This window comes from Hwanghaeella grinnelliae, from assembly GCF_004005845.1.
In the GTDB taxonomy this organism is placed as follows: domain Bacteria; phylum Pseudomonadota; class Alphaproteobacteria; order UBA8366; family Aestuariispiraceae; genus Hwanghaeella; species Hwanghaeella grinnelliae.
Genome location: NZ_SADE01000001.1, coordinates 299577 through 321131 on the forward strand (window position 1 = coordinate 299577; position 21555 = coordinate 321131).

23 protein-coding genes are annotated in these 21555 nt (G+C 58.8%); 8 read left to right on the forward strand and 15 right to left on the reverse strand.

All coding sequences use genetic code 11. The features are described from left to right. Positions 1-27: 27 nt before the first annotated feature. On the reverse strand, positions 28-1143 hold the full coding sequence (gene leuB / locus EOI86_RS01290) for a 3-isopropylmalate dehydrogenase (RefSeq protein ID WP_127763342.1): 1116 nt from the start codon (positions 1141-1143) through the stop codon (positions 28-30). 249 nt (positions 1144-1392) lie between these two features. On the opposite strand from leuB, the gene EOI86_RS01295 reads away from it, so the two are divergent. After that, complete coding sequence (locus EOI86_RS01295; RefSeq protein ID WP_127763343.1) at positions 1393-1863, forward strand: c-type cytochrome; 471 nt, start codon at positions 1393-1395, stop codon at positions 1861-1863. A 30-nt stretch (positions 1864-1893) separates the two neighbouring features. Next, positions 1894-2391: a c-type cytochrome gene (locus EOI86_RS01300; RefSeq protein WP_127763344.1), complete on the forward strand. Its 498-nt coding sequence runs from the start codon at positions 1894-1896 to the stop codon at positions 2389-2391. Between the two features lie 27 nt (positions 2392-2418). On the opposite strand, the gene EOI86_RS01305 is transcribed toward EOI86_RS01300, so the two are convergent. Continuing rightward, a complete protein-coding gene (locus tag EOI86_RS01305; protein WP_161973646.1) occupies positions 2419-3021 on the reverse strand; it encodes a TetR/AcrR family transcriptional regulator in 603 nt (200 codons plus the stop codon). Between the two features lie 146 nt (positions 3022-3167). Between EOI86_RS01305 and EOI86_RS01310 the strand changes: the two genes are divergently transcribed. After that, positions 3168-3578 carry a VOC family protein gene (locus EOI86_RS01310; RefSeq protein ID WP_127763346.1) on the forward strand — a complete coding sequence of 137 codons (411 nt, stop codon included), beginning with the start codon at positions 3168-3170 and terminating at the stop codon, positions 3576-3578. A 21-nt stretch (positions 3579-3599) separates the two neighbouring features. Here EOI86_RS01310 and EOI86_RS01315 read toward each other — a convergent pair whose 3' ends face one another. Further along, positions 3600-5288 carry a PAS domain-containing sensor histidine kinase gene (locus EOI86_RS01315; protein WP_127763347.1) on the reverse strand — a complete coding sequence of 563 codons (1689 nt, stop codon included), beginning with the start codon at positions 5286-5288 and terminating at the stop codon, positions 3600-3602. A gap of 110 nt (positions 5289-5398) precedes the next feature. On the opposite strand from EOI86_RS01315, the gene EOI86_RS01320 reads away from it, so the two are divergent. Beyond that, positions 5399-6589 carry a S1 family peptidase gene (locus tag EOI86_RS01320; RefSeq protein ID WP_127763348.1) on the forward strand — a complete coding sequence of 397 codons (1191 nt, stop codon included), beginning with the start codon at positions 5399-5401 and terminating at the stop codon, positions 6587-6589. Between the two features lie 7 nt (positions 6590-6596). Here EOI86_RS01320 and EOI86_RS01325 read toward each other — a convergent pair whose 3' ends face one another. From EOI86_RS01325 to ffh, 10 genes are all read right to left on the reverse strand, one after another. Then, positions 6597-7865, reverse strand: a complete 1269-nt coding sequence (locus tag EOI86_RS01325; protein WP_127763349.1) for a S8 family serine peptidase — start codon at positions 7863-7865, stop codon at positions 6597-6599. A gap of 90 nt (positions 7866-7955) precedes the next feature. After that, positions 7956-8813 (reverse strand): AraC family transcriptional regulator, encoded by an 858-nt coding sequence (locus EOI86_RS01330; RefSeq protein WP_127763350.1) that lies wholly within the window; start codon positions 8811-8813, stop codon positions 7956-7958. A 110-nt stretch (positions 8814-8923) separates the two neighbouring features. Then, complete coding sequence (gene leuD / locus EOI86_RS01335; RefSeq protein WP_127763351.1) at positions 8924-9547, reverse strand: 3-isopropylmalate dehydratase small subunit; 624 nt, start codon at positions 9545-9547, stop codon at positions 8924-8926. A 34-nt stretch (positions 9548-9581) separates the two neighbouring features. Next, complete coding sequence (locus tag EOI86_RS01340; protein WP_127763352.1) at positions 9582-9800, reverse strand: hypothetical protein; 219 nt, start codon at positions 9798-9800, stop codon at positions 9582-9584. A 35-nt stretch (positions 9801-9835) separates the two neighbouring features. Beyond that, entirely contained in the window at positions 9836-11242 is a 1407-nt protein-coding gene (leuC, locus tag EOI86_RS01345) for a 3-isopropylmalate dehydratase large subunit (protein ID WP_127763353.1), read from the reverse strand. A gap of 67 nt (positions 11243-11309) precedes the next feature. Beyond that, complete coding sequence (rplS, locus tag EOI86_RS01350) at positions 11310-11786, reverse strand: 50S ribosomal protein L19 (RefSeq protein ID WP_127763354.1); 477 nt, start codon at positions 11784-11786, stop codon at positions 11310-11312. A 73-nt stretch (positions 11787-11859) separates the two neighbouring features. Next, a complete protein-coding gene (gene trmD, locus EOI86_RS01355; protein WP_127763355.1) occupies positions 11860-12606 on the reverse strand; it encodes a tRNA (guanosine(37)-N1)-methyltransferase TrmD in 747 nt (248 codons plus the stop codon). After that, on the reverse strand, positions 12606-13196 hold the full coding sequence (rimM, locus tag EOI86_RS01360) for a ribosome maturation factor RimM (RefSeq protein WP_240035543.1): 591 nt from the start codon (positions 13194-13196) through the stop codon (positions 12606-12608). The genes trmD and rimM overlap by 1 nt, the downstream gene beginning before the upstream one ends. An 80-nt stretch (positions 13197-13276) precedes the next feature. Continuing rightward, complete coding sequence (gene rpsP / locus EOI86_RS01365; protein WP_127763356.1) at positions 13277-13708, reverse strand: 30S ribosomal protein S16; 432 nt, start codon at positions 13706-13708, stop codon at positions 13277-13279. 88 nt (positions 13709-13796) lie between these two features. Then, positions 13797-15218 (reverse strand): signal recognition particle protein, encoded by a 1422-nt coding sequence (gene ffh / locus EOI86_RS01370; RefSeq protein WP_127763357.1) that lies wholly within the window; start codon positions 15216-15218, stop codon positions 13797-13799. Positions 15219-15531: 313 nt separating this feature from the next. Here ffh and dapF point away from each other — a divergent pair, with 313 nt between their 5' ends. From dapF to ftsY, 3 genes are read left to right on the forward strand one after another with little or no spacing between them, the layout of a single operon-like run. Continuing rightward, on the forward strand, positions 15532-16347 hold the full coding sequence (gene dapF, locus EOI86_RS01375; protein ID WP_127763358.1) for a diaminopimelate epimerase: 816 nt from the start codon (positions 15532-15534) through the stop codon (positions 16345-16347). Further along, positions 16344-17615, forward strand: a complete 1272-nt coding sequence (mtaB, locus tag EOI86_RS01380; RefSeq protein ID WP_205032013.1) for a tRNA (N(6)-L-threonylcarbamoyladenosine(37)-C(2))-methylthiotransferase MtaB — start codon at positions 16344-16346, stop codon at positions 17613-17615. Before dapF ends, mtaB begins: the two co-directional genes overlap by 4 nt. Further along, complete coding sequence (gene ftsY / locus EOI86_RS01385; RefSeq protein ID WP_193555763.1) at positions 17575-18534, forward strand: signal recognition particle-docking protein FtsY; 960 nt, start codon at positions 17575-17577, stop codon at positions 18532-18534. Before mtaB ends, ftsY begins: the two co-directional genes overlap by 41 nt. 147 nt (positions 18535-18681) lie before the next feature. On the opposite strand, the gene EOI86_RS01390 is transcribed toward ftsY, so the two are convergent. Then, positions 18682-19752 (reverse strand): response regulator, encoded by a 1071-nt coding sequence (locus EOI86_RS01390; RefSeq protein WP_127763361.1) that lies wholly within the window; start codon positions 19750-19752, stop codon positions 18682-18684. 510 nt (positions 19753-20262) lie between these two features. Here EOI86_RS01390 and EOI86_RS01395 point away from each other — a divergent pair. Then, entirely contained in the window at positions 20263-20877 is a 615-nt protein-coding gene (locus EOI86_RS01395) for a septation protein A (RefSeq protein ID WP_127763362.1), read from the forward strand. Positions 20878-20904: 27 nt separating this feature from the next. Here EOI86_RS01395 and EOI86_RS01400 read toward each other — a convergent pair whose 3' ends face one another. After that, complete coding sequence (locus EOI86_RS01400) at positions 20905-21489, reverse strand: NUDIX hydrolase (protein ID WP_127763363.1); 585 nt, start codon at positions 21487-21489, stop codon at positions 20905-20907. Positions 21490-21555 lie beyond the last annotated feature (66 nt).

Consider the following 21555-nt stretch of genomic DNA (forward strand, 5'->3'; position numbering starts at 1 on the left):
TTCGGTCGCCGTGGTTGTCGCGAAACCTTATGCGGCGCGCTTGTCCAGTTCCTCGCAAACCGCATCGCCCATCTGCGCGGTGGAGACCTTCTCCGCTCCCGCCGCCATGATGTCGCCGGTGCGGATGCCGCGGGACAGAACGGCCTGAGCCGCCTGTTCCAGCAGATCCGCATCTTCCTGCAGGTCGAAAGAATATCGTAGCGTCATCGCGAAGGACAGCAACATGGCCAGCGGATTGGCCATGCCCTGACCGGCGATGTCCGGTGCGCTGCCATGCACGGGTTCGTAAAGCGCTTTGCGGCGACCGAACTCATCGACAGCGCCGAGCGAAGCGGACGGCAGCATGCCCAGCGATCCTGTCAGCATGGCGGCGACGTCTGAGAGCATGTCGCCGAACAAGTTGTCCGTGACGATGACGTCGAACTGTTTCGGGTTACGGACCAACTGCATGCCGCAATTGTCCGCATACATGTGGTGCAATTCGATGTCGTCGTACTTGCCGGACTTGTGCAGTTCGCTGACCGTCTGGCGCCAGAAGACACCGGTCTTCATGACGTTCGCCTTTTCAACCGAATGCACCTTGCTGCCCCGCTTGCGGGCCAGGTCGAAGGCGACTTCGGTGACGCGTTCGATTTCAGCCTTGGTGTAGCTTTGCGTGTCTATGCAGCGCTCCGTGCCGTCCGGCAGGGTCTGCATGCCGCGCGGCTCGCCGAAATAAACGCCTGCGGTCAGTTCGCGGATGATCATGATGTCCAGACCCTGAATCACTTCCTGCTTCAGGGTTGAGGCATCCAACAACGCGTCGAAGGTGACGGCGGGCCGCAGGTTGGCGAACAGGTCCATTTCCTTGCGCAGGCGCAGCAGGCCGGCCTCGGGGCGCACGTCCCAACCAAGATTGTCGTATTGCGGGCCGCCGACTGCGCCGAACAGCACGGCATCGGCGTCCATGGCGTCCTGCATCGTCTCGTCTGTGATCGCCGTCTTGTGGGCGTCATAGGCGGCGCCGCCGACAAGGCCTTCCTTCACGTCGAAGGAAACGGCGCGGCGTTTGTCCATCCAGTCGAGAACCTTGCGGACTTCTTGGCAAACTTCCGGTCCGATCCCGTCCCCGGGCAACATCAAAAGTGATTTATTGGAAGCCATGGACAGATTTCCCCTTAATTTTTTGGCATTTCCTGATTTGCCAGATGCTTTTACCGCTCCGGGCGGCTTCGCGCCAGGGGTTGAAGCCTCCGGATTCCGGCAAATATCCAGTGACGTGAGGTACAGGTAAGCTGGCGATCATCCGATCGGCATTGACCTTCCCCTAAGGGGAACCTTTAAGTCATGGAATTCGTTGCGAAAATTGAACAACATAAGCCAAGGGATGCCGTGATTTCTTCGACCCCTATTATGAGGCTTCTGGCTCTTGCTGTCTTTGTGCTGGCCGTGTCCGCGGTTGGAGGGGTGATCCTGTATAGGAATAGCGGCCAGGAAGCGGCTGTGGACGGTGCGGCGACGGTACAGCGGATTGCCCAGGGCAAGGCGATCTATATGGACCATTGCGCGTCCTGTCACGGCGCAGCGCTTGAAGGGCAAGCGAATTGGCGGTCGCGCAAGCCGGACGGGCGCCTGCCCGCGCCGCCGCACGATCCCAGCGGCCATACTTGGCATCATCCCGACCAGATGCTGTTCGTCATGACGAAGTTCGGCCCACAGGCGACAGCGGGTCCAGGCTATGAATCCGATATGCCGGGATTTGAAGGGGTTCTCAGCGATCAGGAAATCATCGATGTTCTTACCTATATCAAGAGCACCTGGCCGGAAGAGATTCAGCAGGAACAGGCGCGCCGCACGAAACTGTCCCGCCAGAACGCATCCTGATTTCTTGCCTTTGAAAACGAAAGGAAAACCATGAGCTTCGGTTTTTTAAGAGCTGCTTTTTTCATTGTTCTTCTGACCGCCGGATCTGCGGCCTTCGCCCATTCCACGGCGACAGGGATCGTCAAGGAACGGATGGAGTCCATGAAAGCCATCGGAAAGGCCACCAAATCCATAGTGGCGATGATGCAGGGCAAGCAGGATTACGATCCAACGGCTATCTCGGCGGCAGCGGCTTCTATCAAGGAACATGGCGGTGAGGGGCTTTTGGCCAAGTTCCCCAAGGACTCGCTTGATCCGCCCAGCGAAGCCCTGCCCGCCATTTGGCAAGACTGGGTGACGTTTAAAACGTTGAACGAAGATTTGCGGCGGGAAGCCGCGTTGCTGGAAACGGTCGCCGCAAATGGCCCGGAAGGATTCGGAACGGTCGTGACCTACACCGACGACCGGGCGCAGCCGGCGGGACCGGTCGCCACGCGCCTGTTGAAGACATGCAAGTCCTGTCACGACAAATTCAGGGAGGAGGATTGATCCGGCCTTGCCGGGCTCATCCCCAGGTCAAGTCTCGAAAGCGGCCAACATTGAAAGCAATGCCGCTTCCATCGAACGCCGCAAATTGCTGCGCCGAGTCTTGCTCAGTTCCGGGTCGGACAAGGCCAGCGCAGCTTCGTTCATTGCTCCTGAGAGGAGGTAGGCCAGCGCCATAGGGTCGGCATCCGCCCGGAGCGCTTTCTGCCGCTTGGCCTCTGTCAGACCATCTCTCAACGCGCCGAACCCATGTTTTGTGTCGATTTCCCGCCACTCTGCCCAACCTAGGACCGATGGGCCGTCAATCAGCGCGATCTGCCGAATGTCGGGACTGGAACACGCGTCCAGGAAAGCAAGACAGCCTCGCCGCAATCCCTCCGTGATGGAAGGGGCAGAGGCCGATGCATCTTCGATACGACTCAGGATACGGATATGGGCGAGGTCCACGACCGCGCGGAACATGTCCGTCTTATCCTTGAAATGATAATACAAAGCGCCGCGGGTAACGCCGGCCTCGCGAACGACATTCTCCGTCGATGTTTGCGCAAAACCATTTGCTGCGAATTCAGCCCAGGCAACTTCGAGCAGTTGGTCTCGCGTTTCTTCATACCGCTTCTGACGTTTTTCCGGCATTGGTTTTCCCTGCAATTTCCACCGACCGGTCGAGGGTAGTCCGGCCCGCCGATCGCTTCCAATCGGATACCACATTGTAAGCTGACTTGAAAGAAAACATACAGTATGTATAAAACATACAGCGTGTATGAAAATGGAGAAAGAATATGAAAATAGAAAGCTACTATCCGGTGATAGGAACGGAGGACGTACGGTCGGCCACGGACTTCTATCAAAGCATGTTCGGTTTCGTTTCGGTTTTTGAAGCGGATTGGTATGTGCATCTGGCCATGCCGGATCAACCGGGCGTGAACCTGGCGATACTGGATTGCCGACATGAAAGCGTGCCGGCGAACGGAAGAACGGCGGCGCGGGGAGTGCTTCTTAATTTTGAAACCGATGACGTCGATAAAGAATATCGCCGACTATGCGCTGCCGGCGCGGAAATACTTCTGCCCTTGCGGGATGAGCCCTGGGGACAGCGCCATTTTATTGTTCAAGCGCCGGGAGGGGTGATGATTGATGTCATCAAGATTATCGAACCGTCGAAAGAATTCCAGGAACAGTATCTGAACTGAGACGTTAGGAATGCTTGAGGGTTATAGGGCGCCCGAGAGAGTCCGGTCTTTGGGGAAAATCAGGCGCACAATGGTGCCTTCACCTGGCTTGGAGGCGATGTCTATCGTGCCGCCGTGTTGTTCGATCAACCCTTTCACGATCGATAAACCCAGGCCGGACCCTTCCTGGGTGTTCAACACGCTGCCGCCGACTTGCGTAAAGGGCTCCAACGCCTGGCTTATTTCCTCAAGCGACATGCCGACGCCGTCGTCCTTGACGCCGAGTGCCAGACGCCCGTCCTCACGGTCTTCTGTAAAGACGGAAACCGCCCCACCCTTCGGTGTGAACTTTATGGCGTTGGAAAGCAGGTTCAGCAGCATCTGGTAAATCCGCCGAGAGTCTCCTTTGACTTCGATCGACGTTGACGGAATGCGGTTCTTCAGGTCGACGCCACCGGCCCTTGCGCGTTCCCGCAATTGCAGGATGACCTCGTCCGCATGGGATGACAGCCCGACCCTATCCTCGACCAAGGCTACTTTTCCAGCCTCCAGGCGGGTCAATTCCAAAATATCGTTAATCAAGGAAAGAAGGTGGACGCCGGAAAAGTGGACGCCTTCGATGTATTCCTTGTAGCGGTTGTTTTCCACCGGACCGAACACTTCGCTACGAATGATGTCGGAAAACCCGATGATGGAGTTCAATGGGGTTCGCAATTCATGCGACATCTGCGCCAAGAAGTCGGATTTGGCCTTGCTTGCCTGCTCAGCCCGGTCCTTGGCGTGGCTCATTTCTTCCTGCGCGCGCTCGGTTTCCCGCAACTGGCGCTGCAGTTCCGCGGTTCTGTCCTCGACACGCATCTCCAGTTCAAGCTTGGCGGCCCTCAATAGGCTTTCCGTTTTCTTCTGCTCGGTAATATCCGTGTATGTCGTCACGAAGCCTTCAGGTACGGGAAAGCCGACAACTTCCAGCACCGTCCCGTCCGGGCGTTCGCGTTTGAATCTATGGGGTTGAAATTGTCGGGCGAGTTCCTCGCGCTGCTTTGCCAGTTGCACCGGGTCGCCGCTGCCATATTCGCCGCGCTTTGCGTTGAACAGCATGAAGTCGAAGAAAGGCGTTCCGGGTTTCAGCAAATCTGCGGGGAATCCTAAAAGTTCGCCACATCTACGATTGGCTACGACCAAGTCGAGATTGCGGTCACAAAGCGAAATTCCCTGTTCCACGCTTTCCAGAATACGCTCAAGCGTTTCCGTCTTGCGCTTCAGTTCCTGTTCACGTTCCGCCAATTCTTTCGTTCGTTCGCGCACGCGCTCGTCCAAGCGCTCATTCGCCTTTTCCAATTCGCTCTGATAGCGGCGCAGTTCGGTGATGTCCTGATAGGTCGTAACGAAACCGCCGTTTTCGATCGGATAGCCCTGAATGCGCAAAACCTGTCCGTCAGGGCGGACGCGCTCAAGAACGTGCGGCTGGAATTGCCGCGCCAGTTCCATTCTTTCCTGAACAAGGGTTTCCACATCGCCGTCACCGTATTCCCCGCGTTCGGCGTTGTAGCGCAGGAATGCGTCGGCCGGTGTGCCGGGTTGTCCCAGTTCTTCGGGGAATTCCAGCAGGCGCAGATAATGCGTATTGCAATAGACCAGCACCAGATCCTGGTCGAAATAGCTGACACCTTGGCCCAAATTCTCCAAGGCATCTGCCAAAACGATGGGATCGATATCCAGCTTCGTGGTCATTCGATTGATCTTAAAAAGAAAAGTCCTGCTCTAGACTATCCATGGCGCCTATTTCAGCAATGGATTAATTTAGAGACTTATTTTGCATATCTTGGACAGGTTAAAGAGTGATGAATAACGCCGTCGCCGTAATGAAAACACGGCATCCAGCGTTCGCTTCCGTGAACATCGCCGCATTATTTCTGGCCATCCTGTGGTTTTACCTTTTTCCGGCCTCGTCACAGACCCAGGCAAAAGATTGTGAACAGCCGGAACCGGTTTGCGCGGTACGCGGGGCCGTATTTGCGATCTCGTCATTCGACCCGGTCGCAAGCGCGGTGCGGATTGGCCCGCAGACCCTCGTCACGTCGCGACATGCAGTGGCCGATGAACCCGGTGTGACGGTCTTCTTGGCGAATGGGCAGTCACTGCAGGGGGAAGTAGTGCCGACCGATTATCCGGGGGACATTATTCTGATTGCCGTTCCGGGACTTCCGTCAGGGACGATGATGGACATCACGGCGGTCGTGCAGCCCGAGATCGGTGAAGATGTTTATTCGGTCGGGGTCGATGTCGCGAAAAAGGCGATCCGGGCCTTTCCGCCCGGTTCGGTACTGATGCCGCCGGCGGCGGGCCATCTTTTGGCGCGGTTGCACCACACCGCCTATAGCCAACCGGGCAACAGCGGCGGCGCCCTTGTCTCGGCGACCGGAGAATTAGTGGGAATCATCGCTTCAGGGGGCGAAGGGCGTTATGAAGCGGTGCCAACCGCCGCCTTGAGCGATTTGATCGACCGCAGCGGCACAACGTTCAATCAGGCAAGCACGGCCCTTGGAACCGCCGTGCGGGATTGCACGCTGATATTGGAAGATCGGCGCGGCGACCGTGCGCCGCTGACAAATGAAGAAGCCGACCGTATCGAAGCGGCCTGCATGGGAACCGGAAACCGGCAGTATTTCGATCTAGCTGCAGAGGCTTATGGCGCATCGGGATTTTTCGGTCGGTCCATCGCTGCCTCCGAGGCGTCGATCGCACAGGACCCGAATGCCTTGAACGCCCGGCTCACAGCGGTGGTTACCTATCACTTAGCCGGGTGGTATGAGGAGGAACTTCCGCATCTTCGCTTTTTGATGAAGTATATTCCGGACGATCCGCTGGTGGTTCGTTATGGTATTCAAGCGGGCGTCTGGGGCGGGGATAAGGCGCTTGCCGCAAGCGCCTTTGAAAGACTGAAAGCATCGAATCCGAATATGGCGTCCGTTGCCCAGAAGTTCATCGACAACCCGCCGCCGCGGCCGGCGCGCAGAGATTTACCAAAATAGTCCGGGTTTATGGGGCGTCCAATGGGTTGGGCACCCAACCCCATTTCACTTTGGCAGCACCGCGTTCCATCGATCGCCCCGTGTGTCCCTTAAGCGCTGCGACTAAATCCGCCACAGACTGTTCTGGATTTTGCGCCAGTATTCGCACAGCCATCGCGGTTACGCGGGGCACCGCATAACTTGAGCCCGAGGCCACGACGGTAGCGCCACGATGGTCGACCGTCTCTATGCTTTCCGCGGGAACCATCAGGTCGACGGATTGCGCACCCCAGTTGGACCCCTTGGCCAGCCGCCCGAAAGCATCTGCCGAGGTCGCGACGACCATGTTCTCAAGTGGCAGGGCGGCGGGAAATACCGGCTCATCGTCGATGTTGCGGTCGTCGTTGCCGGCGGAGACGATGAATAGAATATCCGGATGCTCCTCTGCCGCCAGGGCGAAGACGCGCCAATCGATCTCACGGTTGCTGCCGAGCGGCATCATGACAATCCTTGCGCCGTTTTGTGCCGCATAGGCGACGATCTCACCCATTCGCCGCATGTCTGGCCGAGGATAGCGATATGGGATCATGCGCGTCATAGGCGCTTCCCGCAGCAGGATACTGGCGACGCTGGTTCCATGGCGGATGGGATAATAGGGGGACCGGGAGGTTTCGACATCGAATGGTCGTGGGTCCATGTCCCAGAAGTCATAGCCTAGGATGCGGCCGCTATCGCCGCGTGCCAAATGCGCCGCGACCTCGGGCAGCAAATAATTCACACCCGTATCCACGTGAACGACAGTTACCCCTTCCGGGTCTTCGCCCGGCGGAACCGGTGGGTTCAACGTTTCGGGGGCTCCTTCCTGCTGCAGGTCAGGACCCAATGTTACGAGGAATAAGTCCTCGCCATTGCGTTCCAAAATACGTGCTTGTTTGACAGCGCATCTGGGGCCGAGATCGATCGTTCCGAAAGGAATGCCGTTCAAACGCATATCGCTATGGGCACGCCTTACTGATCCGCCATAACCGTCCAACCCAAGGATAACGGTTGTGCCATCGGCGTCCGTCAGCCTGAAGCTTCGTCGAAACCTAACATCCACTCCGATGTAGTCTTCGATTGTCCTCACCGTCCACCGCCCATCGTCGAATGAACCGGCATGGGTCGGGTTTTCCTCGCAGGCCTTCAGTGTCAAAGCCTTCAACTCAGCAAGCCGTGCTCGGTCGAAAGCCAAGCCTTGGCCGGTATGGGCGAAGATGACGAATGCCGCAAAAGGTAGGAGTGTCGCGAAACGCTTCAAAGATCGTTCCCATTGGGATGCAAAAAGACAGTGGTTCGCTTTTCAGCATCAACCACTGCCGTTCGTAGTCAACCGAGAAACGTATTCTGCCTATTGTGTGACCGGGACGTAGAAGTCGATCTCACCGGCCTTGTTCACGGGGTCGAACCGTTCACCGAAATACTCGAAATCCGCGCTTTGGGCGAGGCGGTAGCCGGAATTGGGAAGCCAGGTTCCGAAGATGTGCTGCAGGGTCGGTTTGATGTCGATGTTAATCGTCTGGCCGGTGAGTTTGTGGGTGAAAACCGCATAGGTCTGAGGTTCAATGACGACCTTATCCATGCCGTCCGGGGGTATGGCGTCGACCTTCGCCATGACCCCGGCGATATAGTCGAACCGGTCCGTGCGACCGTTGTCGCCGAAACAGGCCCCGATGCCGCCTTCGGTCATCAAGGGAAGCAATTGCGCCCAACGACCTTCAACTGTTTCCCAAAGTGTAGGAATTTCGCTAGTGTTGTCGCGTTGAAAACTGCCTTTGAGGCCGATTGCCGCGAAACGGCCTTTTTCCAAAATTCGTGGCTCCATCATTTCTTGCTCCTTCAGGAAGGTAAGGGATGCACCTGAGAGAGGAGACACGAGGCGTCCCGTTCCAGACCATCGGCCATTGCGGACCGTGCCGGGTGAAACTCCAAAAAAGTCCGAGAATGAACGCGTGAAAGCCTGTTGGGACCCGAAGCCGCATTCCAACGCGACTTGGACAATCGGCATGCTGTCGTCCCGCAATAATTCCGCTGCTCGAGAGAGGCGACGGGCCCTGACATAACCCATCACCGTCCATCCGGTCATGGCCTGGAACGTACGGCAGAAATGATATCGGGAAACGCCGGCCGCCGAAGCGACCTCGTCCAGGCGCAGATCCTCACCCAAATGGGTTTCGATCCTGTCTATGGCTTTCAAGATACGTCGCATGGCTCCTCACCGTGTTGGTGGGGCCAGAATAGGCGGCATGCAAGCGCGCCGTCTTAACCGGGATTGCTGAATTGACTGTCGCTGCGCAATCCCGGTTTCGCGGGTGGTGCTTAGCTGGCTTCCCGGTAGAGCCACGGCTGACCGCCGCCCTGCTTGTCTTCGAATGTGTCGATCTTCTTTTCGTTCTGCAGCGTTAGGCCGATATCGTCGAGCCCGTTCAGCAGGCAATGCTTGCGGAACGCATCCAACTCGAAGGGGATTTCTTCGCCGTCCGGATCGGTGATGACTTGGTTTTCCAAATCGACCGTGAATGTGGCGTTCGAGCCGCGATCGGCCTTGTCCATTAGCTTGTCGATCACTTCGCGCGGCAGTTTGATCGGGACGATGCCGTTCTTGAAGCAGTTGTTATAGAAGATGTCCGCAAAGCTCGGCGCCAGGACGCACCGAATGCCGAAGTCGAGCAGGGCCCAGGGGGCATGTTCGCGCGAGGAGCCGCAGCCGAAATTGTCGCCGGCGACCAGAATTTCCGACTGCCGGTACTGGGGCTTGTTCAGCACGAAGTCAGGCTTCTCTTCACCGGTTTCCGGATCGTAACGCATTTCGTCGAACAGATGCTTGCCCAGGCCCGTGCGCTCAATTGTTTTCAGAAACTGCTTCGGGATGATCATGTCTGTATCGACATTGAACATGTTCAGCGGCGCCGCGATCCCGGTCAGGGTTTTGAATTTCTGCATGCTGTCCTCTCCCTAATCCTTGTCTTGCCGGGCATTATCCGCGCCGGCGGCGGGAATCCCAAATGAAATCGAATTCAGCCAAGTCGTCGTCGTCAGCATCGATCAGGCCCAGGCCGCCAGCGAATAACTCGTTGTCGTTGGCGCCGGTTTCATCGGCATAGACGATCTCGACGAACCAACCGTTCGTGTCCAAGTCCTTCTTGAACAGGCGGCTGACGAAGCTCTCCCATTCGGCCAAGGCGATTGCGCTCATTCTCTGTCTCCTCAAAACCCCAAAGGCGCAGCGGCCTAAAGGAAATCTCGCACGTCGGCCAAGGTACCCTTGATCGCGGCGGCGGCGGCCATACCCGGGCTGACCAGATGGGTCCGCCCGCCACGGCCCTGACGGCCCTCGAAATTACGGTTGCTGGTGGACGCGCAACGCTCGCCCGGTTTCAATTTGTCAGCGTTCATGGCGAGGCACATGGAGCAGCCCGGCTCACGCCAGTCGAAGCCGGCTTCCGTGAAGATCTTGTCCAGACCTTCGCGCTCGGCTTCTTCTTTCACCAGACCGGACCCCGGAACGATCATCGCATGGACGCCGTCAGCGACCTTGCGGCCTTCTGCAATCGCGGCGGCTTCGCGCAGATCCTCAATTCGGCCGTTGGTGCAGGAACCGACGAAGACCTTGTCGATCTTTACGTCCGTCAGCTTCTGACCCGCGGTCAGGCCCATATAATCCAGGGCGCGTTGGATGGCCTGCGCCTTGTTCTGGTCGCCAGAATCCGCCGGGTTCGGCACGTAGCCGGTGATCGGCGCAACGTTTTCCGGGCTGGTGCCCCAGGTGATCTGCGGCGGTATGTCGGCAACGTCCAGCGTCACTTCCGTTTCGTATTTGGCGCCTTTGTCCGACGGCAACGTCTTCCAATAGGCGACCGCTGCTTCCCACTGACCCGCCTTTGGCGCCATGGGACGACCCTTGAAATATTCGAAGGTTTTCTCATCCGGTGCGATCAGACCGGCACGGGCGCCGCCTTCGATCGTCATGTTACAGACGGTCATACGCCCTTCGATGCTGAGGTCACGGATCGCCTGGCCGGCATATTCAATGACATGGCCGGTGCCGCCGGCAGTCCCGATCTTGCCGATCAGGGCCAGAATGAGGTCCTTGGCGGTCACGCCTGGCGGCAAGGCGCCGTCGACCGTGACACGCATGTTCTTGAGCGGCTTCTGCAGCAACGTCTGGGTGGCGAGCACATGCTCTACCTCGGACGTTCCAATGCCGAAGGCGAGTGCGCCGAAAGCACCATGGGTCGCCGTGTGGCTATCGCCGCAGACGATTGTCGTGCCGGGCAGGGTGAAGCCCTGTTCCGGTCCGATGATGTGAACGATGCCCTGGCGGATATCCGTTGTCTCGAAATAGGGCACGCCGAATTCAGCGACGTTCTTTTCCAAAGTTTCGACCTGCAGACGGCTTTCGGGATCGGCGATCCCAGCGGACCGGTCGGAGGTCGGAACATTGTGGTCCGCCACGGCCAAGGTGGCGTCCGGGCGGCGGACCTTCCGCCCGGACATGCGCAGCCCTTCGAAGGCTTGTGGGCTTGTCACTTCGTGAACCAAATGCCGATCGATATAAATAAGGCAGGTGCCGTCATCCTGTTGATCCACCAGATGACTTTCCCAGATCTTGTCGAATAGCGTTTTCGGTTCTGACATTCCCGGTTCCCTCCAAAACAATCAGACCTTCCCCGCCCGTTGCGGGGAAGGGTATGCGACGCCGAGACTATTCCTCGGTCTTGATTTCCGCTTCGGTCGCTTCGACCGGCGGTGCAGCTTGTGCCTGCAGTTCCGCGTCGCTCATCGCGGCCGCTGAAGCGGCAGCAGCCTTGCCACGGACGACGCCGCGGGTGCGCTCGGAAATACGGGCCGACTTACCGGTCCGGCCACGCAGGTAGTAGAGCTTGGCGCGGCGGACTTTACCACGGCGCACCAGTTCGACCCCGTCGATCCGCGGGCTGTACAGCGGGAACACACGTTCCACGCCTTCGCCGTAGGAAAGCTTGCGCACGGTGAAGGAGCTGTTCAGGCCGGCATTCTTGCGGGCGATGCAGACGCCTTCATAAGCCTGCACACGTTCGCGGTTGCCTTCGACAACCTTCACCAGAACACGCACGGTGTCGCCGGGACGGAAGTCGGGAATGTTCTTCCCTTCCGTCAGCTTCCCGAGCTGTTCGCTTTCAAGCTGCTCGATAATGTTCATCGGTCCGATCCTTTCTTTCAAAATCCTATACCTCCGTCCGAACCAATTAGGCGGAGGCGGGGTTCTTCGTGTTTTAACTTGCACTCATCCTGACACCGCCTGAGCGAACCTCACCGGAACCTTTGCCCGCGCGATAGCGCGTCCATAGGTCCGGCCGTCGGGTGCGGGTCGTCCGCTCCGCTTCGGCCAAGCGCCAGGCCTTGATATTTTCGTGATGGCCGGAAAGCAGAACTTCCGGCACATCCAAACCGTCCCAAGTGGCAGGCCTGGTGAAATGGGGATATTCCAGCAACCCTTCGGAAAAACTCTCTTCCTCCAGGGAGGCTTCGGCCCCCATGTAACCCGGCAACAGACGAAGGCTTGCATCCAGCAAGGCCATCGCCGCCAATTCTCCGCCGGACAGAACGAAATCGCCCAGGCTGACTTCGCGGATTTCCCGCTTGTCCAGCACGCGTTGGTCGATCCCTTCATACCGTCCGCACAACAGCGTCACACCGCCACCGGCCGCCAGATCAGCCGCCATCGCCTGGTCAAACACCTCGCCGCGAGGGCTGAGATAAAGGACCGGGCCAGGTTGATCTTCGACGGAAGCCAAAGCCGCATCCACAACATCAGGCCGCATCACCATGCCGGGACCCCCGCCAAACGGCGTGTCGTCCACGGTATTGTGCTTGTCGGCGGCAAAGTCGCGAATATTCACCGTCTTCAACGACCAGAGTCCGGAATTCAGCGCCTTTCCCGACAGGGACAGGCCCAGAGGTCCCGGAAACATCTCAGGAAACAGCGTCAAAACCGTCGCCGCCCAGGGAGTTTGCGTCATTATGCGTCCTCCCCTTGAGCATCGGGTTCATCTGCCCCTTCGACTTCCACCGCATCAACTTCAGTCGGCGGAATAACCGTTGCGGTACCGGCAACAAGGTCGATCGTCGGAACCACTTCCCGGGTGAAGGGAAGGTAGGTCATTCCGGCATCGTCCAGCGCAACCTCAAGCAGGTCGCCGGCACCGAAATCATAGACCGCCTTGATCAGACCGTGCGGACTACCATCGGCCAACACCGTGCGCAGGCCGATCAGGTCCGCATGGTAGAACTCGTCTTCCTCCGTTTCCGGCAATGCGGAGCGGTGGATGAAGAGTTTTTGACCTTTCAGGTCTTCCGCCGCGTTGCGGTCGGCAATGCCGTCCATGCGGACGATCAACTGACCCTTGGCCTCACCGACGATATCCATCTGGAAGGTCTTGCGGCCGGTCTGGTCGCTCAACAGTCCATAGGCAACCATATCCGACGGTTCCTCGGTGAAGCTCTTCACCTTGACCAAACCACGCACCCCGTGTGGCGCGGTGACAACACCGACCAGCACCAGGTCTGAGGCCTGTTTGGTTCCGTCTTTCATGATCGATCCGTCCGGCATCGTGCGATCCGACTATCCCGTTAGGTTGACGACCGAGAGAATTGGGCCGGGCTTTCGCCCTGCCTTGCATCCCCAGCGGCTTACGCCTCGGTCGTTTCTTCCGCGGGGGGTTCCTCGGCGGCAGCTTCCTCGACAGGGGCTTCCTCAGCTGGGGCGGCGGCGGCTTCTTCAGCGGCCTTAGCCTTTTCCTGCTTCGCTTCCAGGCGTTCCTTGGCTTTTTCGCCCGGCGCGCTCTTCTGCGGCTGTTCGTTGAAGGTCCGCTTCACGACACCGGCGTCGTCAAGGAACCGCGCGATGCGGTCAGACGGCTTGGCGCCTTGTTCCATCCAATGCTTCACGCGGTCCAGGTCGATCACGACCCGGTCCGGGTGTCCTTTGGGGACCATCGGGTTGTGGTGGCCGATCTTTTCGATGAAGCGGCCGTCCCGGGGCATGCGGCTGTCTGCGACAACGATGCGGTAGAACGGGCGCTTCTTGGCCCCACCACGGGCCATACGGATTTTGAGGGACATGTTGTCTTTCTCTCCAGTTGCACCAATAAAATTTCAAACCAATCGCGCGTCCTTGCGGACCCGCTACTCAACCATTCGACGGCCGCGCTCAGCGCATGCCGCCAGGCGGCATCAGACCGGGCGGTAAACCGCCACCCTTGCCCATCATGCCACCCATGGATCTCATCAGGCCCTTCTGGCCCAGTTTCCCCATCTTCTTCATCATCTTCGCCATGGTCTGGTGCTGCTTCAGCAGCTTGTTGACCTCCTGCACGGAAGTCCCCGATCCATTCGCGATGCGTTGCTTGCGCGACGCGTGAATAACCTTCGGATTGCGCCGTTCCTTCGCCGTCATCGACGAGATGATCGCTTCCTGGCGCTTCAGCAGCCCTTCGTCCAGGTTGGCGTTCTTCATCTGATCTTTCATCTTGCCGATGCCCGGCAACATCCCCATCAGACCTTGAAGACCGCCCATCTTGCGCATCTGCTTCAACTGATCGGCCAAATCGTTCAGGTCGAATTCGCCTTTCTGGATCTTCTTTGCCAGACGTTCGGCGTCTTCTTCCTGGATCGTCTCGCGCGCTTTTTCGACCAGGCTGACGACGTCGCCCATACCCAGGATGCGGCCGGCGATACGGTCGGCGTGGAACTCTTCCAACTCGTCCAGCTTTTCGCCGACACCCAGCAGTTTGATCGGGCATTGCGTGACAGCGCGCATTGAAAGTGCCGCACCGCCACGGGCGTCACCGTCGACGCGGGTCAACATGATTCCGGTCAGACCGACGCGTTTGTTGAAGCTGTCGGCGACGTTCACCGCGTCCTGACCGGTCATGGCGTCGGCGACCAACATGACTTCAGACGGGTTCGTCGCGGTCTTTACCGCGGCGACTTCCGCCATCAGGCCTTCGTCCACATGCAATCGGCCAGCGGTATCAAGCATGACGACGTCATAGCCGCCGAACCGTCCCGCCTGCATGGCGCGCTTGGCGATATCGACAGGTTGCTGACCGGCAACGATCGGCAGGGTGGATACCTCGGCCTGCTCACCCAAAATTTTCAACTGTTCCTGCGCGGCGGGGCGGTAGACGTCCAACGACGCCATCAGAACCTTCTTTTTGTCGCGCTGCTGCAGGCGGCGGGCGATCTTCGCGGTGGACGTCGTCTTACCGGAACCCTGCAAGCCAACCATCAGGAACGCGACCGGCGGCTCACCCAGCAGGTTCAGCCCTTCCGGGGCAGGCGGCGTGCCGTCCTCGCTGGGGGCGGCGCCGCCCAGCATTTCGACCAGTCCGTCATGGACGATCTTGACGACCATCTGGCCAGGAGTGACCGATTTCAAGACTTCCTGACCGACGGCACGTTCTTTCACCTGGGCGATGAAATCGCGGACGACTGGCAGGGCGACATCGGCTTCGAGTAAGGCGAGACGCACGTCGCGCATGGCCTGGTCGACGTCGGACTCCTTCAGCGCACCCCGGCGCCTTAAGCCGTCCAGGACGGATCCAAGCTTATCGCTTAGTGAGTCAAACATGCTCAGCCTAGCCTTTCTTCTAGCCCAAAATTCCCATCCAACCCGCCGTCGATTCACATTGCCAAACGCGCAACGCAAAACGCGCCAGTGCGCGAAACTCGCGGACTGGCGTGACCCCGTGGGACCTGAAAGCCGACGGATTGGTCTTGAATGCGGCGGGTTGTAAGGGTTTGCGCGTCCCGCGTCAACCCACACCGGACTGCGCCGCCTTAGTGTAGTCTGAGGTACCATCGTTGCCAAATAGCCGGTGCTCGCCATATAAGGCGGGCGAAGAGTCCTTAATTAAGGGCGCAAACACGTTTGGAACGGCGGCATGATCCCCTTCGTGAAGATGCATGGCTTGGGCAACGATTTCGTCATCGTGGACGACCGCGATGGCGCGTTCGCGCTCGACCGGGCGACGCGGCAGGCGATGGCCGACCGGCGCCGGGGGATCGGCTGTGACCAACTGTTAGTCCTGGAAAAGCCGAACAACGGGCACGGGGACGTCTTTATGCGGGTCTACAATCCGGACGGTGGCGAGGTCGAGGCCTGCGGCAACGGCACGCGCTGCGTAGCGGCCTTGGTGATGGATGAAGGCACTAAGGACGCCCTGGGTGTGGAGACGGTTGCCGGTATCCTGGCCAGTACGCGCAATCCGGATGATACAGTTTCCGTCGATATGGGTGAGCCGCGCCTGCGCTGGGATCAGATTCCCCTGGCGCGGGAAATGGACACGCTTTCCGTCGACATGACCTATATCCCCTATTCCGATCCGGTGGCGGTCAATATGGGCAACCCGCACATCGTCTTCTTTGTGGACGACGCGGAAGCGGTCCCGTTGGAGGAATGCGGCCCGGTACTGGAGAACGATCCGCTGTTGCCGGAACGCGCGAATATCGAATTCGTCTCAAAGAATCCGGATGGAAGTCTGCGCATGCGGGTTTGGGAGCGCACTGCCGGGATTACCCAGGCCTGCGGCTCCGGAGCCTGCGCGGTTGTCGTCGCGGCGACGCGCCGTGGGCTCGTCGACCGGAAGGCGCGCATTCATCTGGACGGCGGGGCGCTGGATCTGGAATGGCGCGAGGACGGCCATGTCATCATGACCGGACCCACCGCGTTCAGTTTCAGGGGCGAGTGGATGCAATGACCCAACCGCGCCCCAACATTCCTCAGGTCGTCACGTTTGGCTGCCGGCTGAATGCCTACGAGTCCGAGGTCATGCGGAATAACGCATTGGCGGCGGGCCTGGGAAACGCCATCGTCTTCAACACCTGCGCCGTAACGGCGGAGGCCGAACGGCAGGCGCGCCAGGCGATCCGCAAGGCGCGGCGCGAAAATCCGGATGCCCGCATCATCGTCACCGGCTGCGCCGCCCAGGTGAATCCTGAGCGTTATGCCGGGATGGCCGAGGTCGATCAGGTTCTGGGAAATGAAGAAAAGCTCAGGCCGGAAAGTTTCCTAGCCGAGACGACGGAACGCGTCCTCGTCAATGACATCATGTCGGTGACCGAGACAGCGGGGCATCTGGTTGATGGTTTGACTGACCGGGCCCGTGCCTTTGTCCAGGTCCAGAATGGCTGCGATCATCGCTGCACCTTCTGCATTATCCCTTATGGCCGGGGTAACAGCCGGTCCGTTCCCATGGGTGAAGTGGTTCGCCAAGTCCGCGCCCTGGTGGAGAACGGTTACAAGGAAGTCGTCCTGACCGGTGTCGATATCACGTCTTACGGTCCCGACCTGCCGGGCGCGCCGAGTTTGGGACAGATGGTCCGGCGGCTACTTGCCCTGGTGCCCGATCTTCCGCGGCTTCGGATTTCCTCGATCGATTGCATCGAGATGGATGACGACTTGTTTCGCCTGATTGCGGAAGAACCGCGCTTGATGCCGCACCTGCACCTATCCCTGCAGGCGGGTGACGACATGATTCTAAAGCGGATGAAGCGTCGGCATATGCGGGCGGAGGCAATCGCGCTTACCAACCGCCTCCGCGCGGTCCGTCCCGACATCGTCTTCGGCGCCGACCTGATTGCAGGCTTCCCGACCGAGACGGAAGAGATGTTCCGCAATACGCTCGGTATCGTCGAGGAATGCGGCCTGACCTATCTTCACGTCTTTCCTTATTCGGAACGGGAAGGGACCCCTGCAGCGCGTATTCCGAACCAGGTGCCCAAGGCGGAACGCAAGGACCGAGCCCGCCGTTTGCGTGAATTGGGCGAAGAGCGCTTTGCTGCCTATCTGAACAGCCGGGTTGGCGCGACCGAACGCGTCCTGGTCGAAAAGGACGGTGAGGGACGGACCGAAGGGTTCGCGCCTGTCGCCGTTGCCGGCAAGCCCGGCGATCTTTTGGATGTCATCATTACAGGGACCGACGGGCATGCCCTCACCGCCCGTCCATTGGCGGAGTGTGCTGCCTGACATGTCCTGGTTTCAGCGTATCAAAGAAGGCTTGCGGAAATCCTCTTCGCGACTCGCGTCGGGGATTACCGATATTTTCACCAAACGGAAGTTGGACGCCGCCGCGGTAGAGGAACTCGAGGATCTGCTGGTCATGGCGGACCTTGGTCCGGCGACCGCGGCGAAACTGGCGGCTGCGATCTCCAAGGAACGTTTCGACAAGGAAGTCGATCCCGATGAGATACGCGGTGCGCTTGCCGACGAGGTGGCGGCGATCCTGGAACCCGTTGCCAAGCCGCTTACTACCGACAGCGGCGCAAAGCCGCATGTGGTGCTGGTCGCCGGGGTCAACGGCAGTGGCAAAACAACCACGATCGGCAAATTCGCGAAACATCTGCAGGCCGAAGGCAAGACCGTAATGCTCGCCGCCGGTGATACATTTCGTGCAGCGGCCATCGAACAGTTGAAGGTGTGGGGTGATCGGACGGGGGCGACCGTTGTCGCGAAGGAACAAGGGGCGGATGCCGCAGGTCTGGCCTTCGACGCGATCGAGCGCGCCCGCCGTGAAGGGGTCGATGTTCTCTTGATCGATACGGCCGGGCGATTGCACAACAAATCCGGCCTGATGGAAGAGTTGAAGAAGATCGTGCGCGTTATCCGCAAAATGGATGAAACCGCGCCACACGATGTTCTGTTGGTTCTGGACGCCACCACCGGGCAGAACGCGATCGCACAGGTTGAGACCTTCAAGGAAATGGTCAATGTGACAGGGCTGGTGGTCACCAAACTGGACGGGACGGCGAAGGGCGGTGTGCTGGTTGCGCTCGCCGAACGTTTTGCCTTGCCGGTCCATGCCATCGGTGTTGGCGAGCAGGCAGACGATCTGCGGCCCTTCGCGGCGCGGGACTTTGCCCGGGGCCTTATGGGATTGGAAGACTAGGGCGGTCTGGACGGCGCTGAGCCGCGCTTTCAAAATGCCTTATGTAATTCTGCAGAGTGCGGCTGCCAGTAACAGCCTCGCAAACCGCATCGCCCATAGGGCTGCTCACATAAGGAAATAAACGGATCAGCTTCACCAATTCCGGTATCAGGAATCGGCGAATTTCTTTTTCGCTTCCGCGAGGCTTTGAAGCAGTTGCCGGCCTGTATCCCCGCCGTCCCCGGCCACCTTCTGATTGATCACGACTTTGACAAGGTCGATATGCGAGTCGATCAAGTCCAGCAATTGGGGCGTGACCGTCGCATGTTCCTTGGTGATGTCGTAGAGGGACTTGCCGATTTGGGAAATCAGCGGGTAGCCGAAAATGCCACCCTGGCCGCGGAGTTCCAACGCCATCGTGTGGATGACCGCGAACTGTTCCGTCGCCTGATCCGGGTCCTCCACAGCGCGGTGATGGGCCTGCTGCAGCTCCTCGATCGACTCTTTGACCCAATCCGCGTAATCGGTCGACATGTTTTGGATTTTCTCTTCCGCAGCCTTCAGCAAGCTTGCGTCGAACGGGGGATCGTCGGAATCCTTGACGCCGGTCGAAAGCTTTTGCTTAAGCGATTTTGGCAGTTTGAAGAGCCAGACACGTTTCTTCGTGTTCTTCATTTTCGACATGTCTTTGCCGGAATAGAGCGTCTCTATATCGTCTTTCGTGGTCTTGCGCCGCTCCTCCTCGAAAGGCTTGTCCTGACGTCTGCGTTCCGGGCCGAAATAGGTCGGGCAATATATATAGGGGCGCGGATGTTCGATGACGGCGGTCATGCGTTTTGCCAGCGCTTCCGCGGAAAAAGGCTTCGCCATGAACTCGTCCACGCCGGCGTCCCGGCAGGCAAACAGTACTTCCTTGTCCGCCGCGGCGGAAACCATCAGGAAAGGCATGAAACGGTCGGGGGATTTGCCCGCAAGGCGGATCCATCGCAACAGCATTCCGCCGTCCACGACAGGCATGACATAATCGCTGATGATCATGTCCACGCCGGTCTTCCCCACCATGCTTTCACCTTGGATTGCGGCGGTGGGGGCCATGAATTGTATCGCTTCCTGCCCGTTTTCAGCCGTCATCACACGCTCGACACCCAATGCGCGCAACGTGGTTACCAACAGACTGCGCATGAAGCGCGAGTCTTCGACGACAAGAACGGAAAGACGGGAAAAATCGTATCGTGCCATGGGCTGTTCAACCGGTCCTACAAAAAACAGGACGACCGCGGCCCGCTTGTCGCACACAGTCGATTTGAACCGTGACGGTCATCGTCCCCTCCCTATGGGTTCGAAAACTTAGACTAATACGTTCAGATAGTAACCCCGGCTGGGGATACCTTGTTTAGGACCTGCGCTTCCGTCCAACCGAAGCAGTCGCTTTAGCCGGCCGAACGCGGTCTGTAGATCATATGGATCGCGCCCAGGCCGTCCCCGTTGTTGCCGCGAAACGCCAAGGCTTGTGGTAGCTGGAGATGTTACTCCGCTCGGCCTGCCGAGGTTGTTACCACCGACCCGCCGATCACCAGATCCGCCAATACCATTATTTCCTATTGCCATATTAGGAAACTATGGCGAATCGCAAGAATCAGCAAGTTTGAAACGGCACAACACGCTGCTGATAAAGGGTTCTCTAATAGTATCGACGATAGACGACAAGTACGCTTGGTCTGTGGAGCAAGCACGGCTATAACCCCGGCCATGACTTCGGATCGACAGACTGATCGGCGTTCACCGCCTTGGCTTGCGCCCGCATGCGAATACGGGCCGTTGGTGGTGTTTTTCATCACCTACCTGCTCGGTGACCTCTACGAGGCGACCGCCGCGGTAATGATTGCGACTGTAATAGCGCTCGCCGTCTCCTACATCCTATCCAGAAAACTGCCGAAACTGCCACTTGTGACCGCGCCCATTCTGTTGGTGCTGGGTGGTCTGACGCTCTATTTGGGCGACGATACTTTCATCAAGATCCGCCCAACCCTGGTGAATGCGTTATTCAGCATCACATTGCTGGCGAGCGCGGCGCTGGGGCGGCAGCCGTTGAAATTCGTGGTCGGGCACGCCCTTCGTCTGGACCAAGCCGGCTGGCGTAAATTGACCATCCGTTTCGGACTGTTCTTCGCGTTCCTTGCCTGTATGAACGAGGCGGTCTGGCGCACGCAGTCGGACGATTTCTGGGTGACGTATAAGGTGTTCGGTGCGATGGGCCTGACGCTGCTGTTCATGTTGACCCAGGCGCCGATGATCAACCGACATCTTGAAACGGCGGAAGAGGGCGCAGAGCAGACGTCGAAGACCGACGGGAAAGACAGTTGATTTCCATCTAACCCGTCACTGGCGCGCCTATCGGGTCATATCGCCGAAATCGCCGGGCGGATTTCCGAAGGGCGGATGACTGCCGGCCTCCCGGACTTCGTCGAAATGGCCGAGCGCCCAATGGACGGATGGGAAGGCGAGGTCGTCCCACGGGATATCCTGCCAATCAAAAAATGCTACTTCCTGGCTTTCCGGGCCGGCGGCAACATCCGGCGTTGCGAGCTTCCCGTGGTAGATTATCTGCACTTGGCTGATGCGCGGTATGTTGTAGATCGCGAGGACACGCAGTTCTGCCAGATCGGCATTGGCCTCTTCCATTGCCTCCCGTCGCGCGCCCGTTTCGGTCGTCTCGTTCAGTTCCATATAGCCGGCAGGGATGGTCCAGTACCCTTTACGCGGCGGAATGTTGCGACGGCACAGTAAGATCCGGCCTTCCCATGTGGCGACGGTGCCGACGACGATTTTTGGGTTTTCGTAGTTCACGAAACCGCAATCCGGGCAAACCAGCCGTTCGACATTGTCGCCTTCCGGAATGGTGCGAATCCGGGGGCCACCGTCTTCAACGGTCGTGATCGGCGGGGTGCCGGGTGAGGGGGCTTTCGTGTCGGTCATGGAAGGATAGTGGGGCCGCGATCCGCTGACGGCAACCCGATGACATAATTCGATGGGCGGGACGGG

Bases quoted from the DNA above. Each gene is read 5' to 3' on its own strand.
- rpsP (WP_127763356.1), bottom strand. From the start codon at position 13,708: ATGTCCCTCAAAATCCGTATGGCCCGTGGTGGGGCCAAGAAGCGCCCG.
- trmD (WP_127763355.1), bottom strand. From the start codon at position 12,606: ATGACGCAAACTCCCTGGGCGGCGACGGTTTTGACGCTGTTTCCTGAG.
- leuD (WP_127763351.1), bottom strand. From the start codon at position 9,547: ATGCAGAAATTCAAAACCCTGACCGGGATCGCGGCGCCGCTGAACATG.
- ftsY (WP_193555763.1), top strand. From the start codon at position 17,575: ATGCCCTCACCGCCCGTCCATTGGCGGAGTGTGCTGCCTGACATGTCC.
- EOI86_RS01330 (WP_127763350.1), bottom strand. From the start codon at position 8,813: ATGCGACGTATCTTGAAAGCCATAGACAGGATCGAAACCCATTTGGGT.
- leuB (WP_127763342.1), bottom strand. From the start codon at position 1,143: ATGGCTTCCAATAAATCACTTTTGATGTTGCCCGGGGACGGGATCGGA.
- EOI86_RS01395 (WP_127763362.1), top strand. From the start codon at position 20,263: ATGACTTCGGATCGACAGACTGATCGGCGTTCACCGCCTTGGCTTGCG.
- rimM (WP_240035543.1), bottom strand. From the start codon at position 13,196: ATGCCGGACGGATCGATCATGAAAGACGGAACCAAACAGGCCTCAGAC.
- EOI86_RS01300 (WP_127763344.1), top strand. From the start codon at position 1,894: ATGAGCTTCGGTTTTTTAAGAGCTGCTTTTTTCATTGTTCTTCTGACC.
- EOI86_RS01320 (WP_127763348.1), top strand. From the start codon at position 5,399: ATGAATAACGCCGTCGCCGTAATGAAAACACGGCATCCAGCGTTCGCT.
- EOI86_RS01400 (WP_127763363.1), bottom strand. From the start codon at position 21,489: ATGACCGACACGAAAGCCCCCTCACCCGGCACCCCGCCGATCACGACC.
- EOI86_RS01315 (WP_127763347.1), bottom strand. From the start codon at position 5,288: ATGACCACGAAGCTGGATATCGATCCCATCGTTTTGGCAGATGCCTTG.
- EOI86_RS01340 (WP_127763352.1), bottom strand. From the start codon at position 9,800: ATGAGCGCAATCGCCTTGGCCGAATGGGAGAGCTTCGTCAGCCGCCTG.
- EOI86_RS01295 (WP_127763343.1), top strand. From the start codon at position 1,393: ATGAGGCTTCTGGCTCTTGCTGTCTTTGTGCTGGCCGTGTCCGCGGTT.
- rplS (WP_127763354.1), bottom strand. From the start codon at position 11,786: ATGAACATTATCGAGCAGCTTGAAAGCGAACAGCTCGGGAAGCTGACG.
- EOI86_RS01305 (WP_161973646.1), bottom strand. From the start codon at position 3,021: ATGCCGGAAAAACGTCAGAAGCGGTATGAAGAAACGCGAGACCAACTG.
- dapF (WP_127763358.1), top strand. From the start codon at position 15,532: ATGATCCCCTTCGTGAAGATGCATGGCTTGGGCAACGATTTCGTCATC.
- ffh (WP_127763357.1), bottom strand. From the start codon at position 15,218: ATGTTTGACTCACTAAGCGATAAGCTTGGATCCGTCCTGGACGGCTTA.
- leuC (WP_127763353.1), bottom strand. From the start codon at position 11,242: ATGTCAGAACCGAAAACGCTATTCGACAAGATCTGGGAAAGTCATCTG.
- EOI86_RS01390 (WP_127763361.1), bottom strand. From the start codon at position 19,752: ATGGCACGATACGATTTTTCCCGTCTTTCCGTTCTTGTCGTCGAAGAC.
- mtaB (WP_205032013.1), top strand. From the start codon at position 16,344: ATGACCCAACCGCGCCCCAACATTCCTCAGGTCGTCACGTTTGGCTGC.
- EOI86_RS01310 (WP_127763346.1), top strand. From the start codon at position 3,168: ATGAAAATAGAAAGCTACTATCCGGTGATAGGAACGGAGGACGTACGG.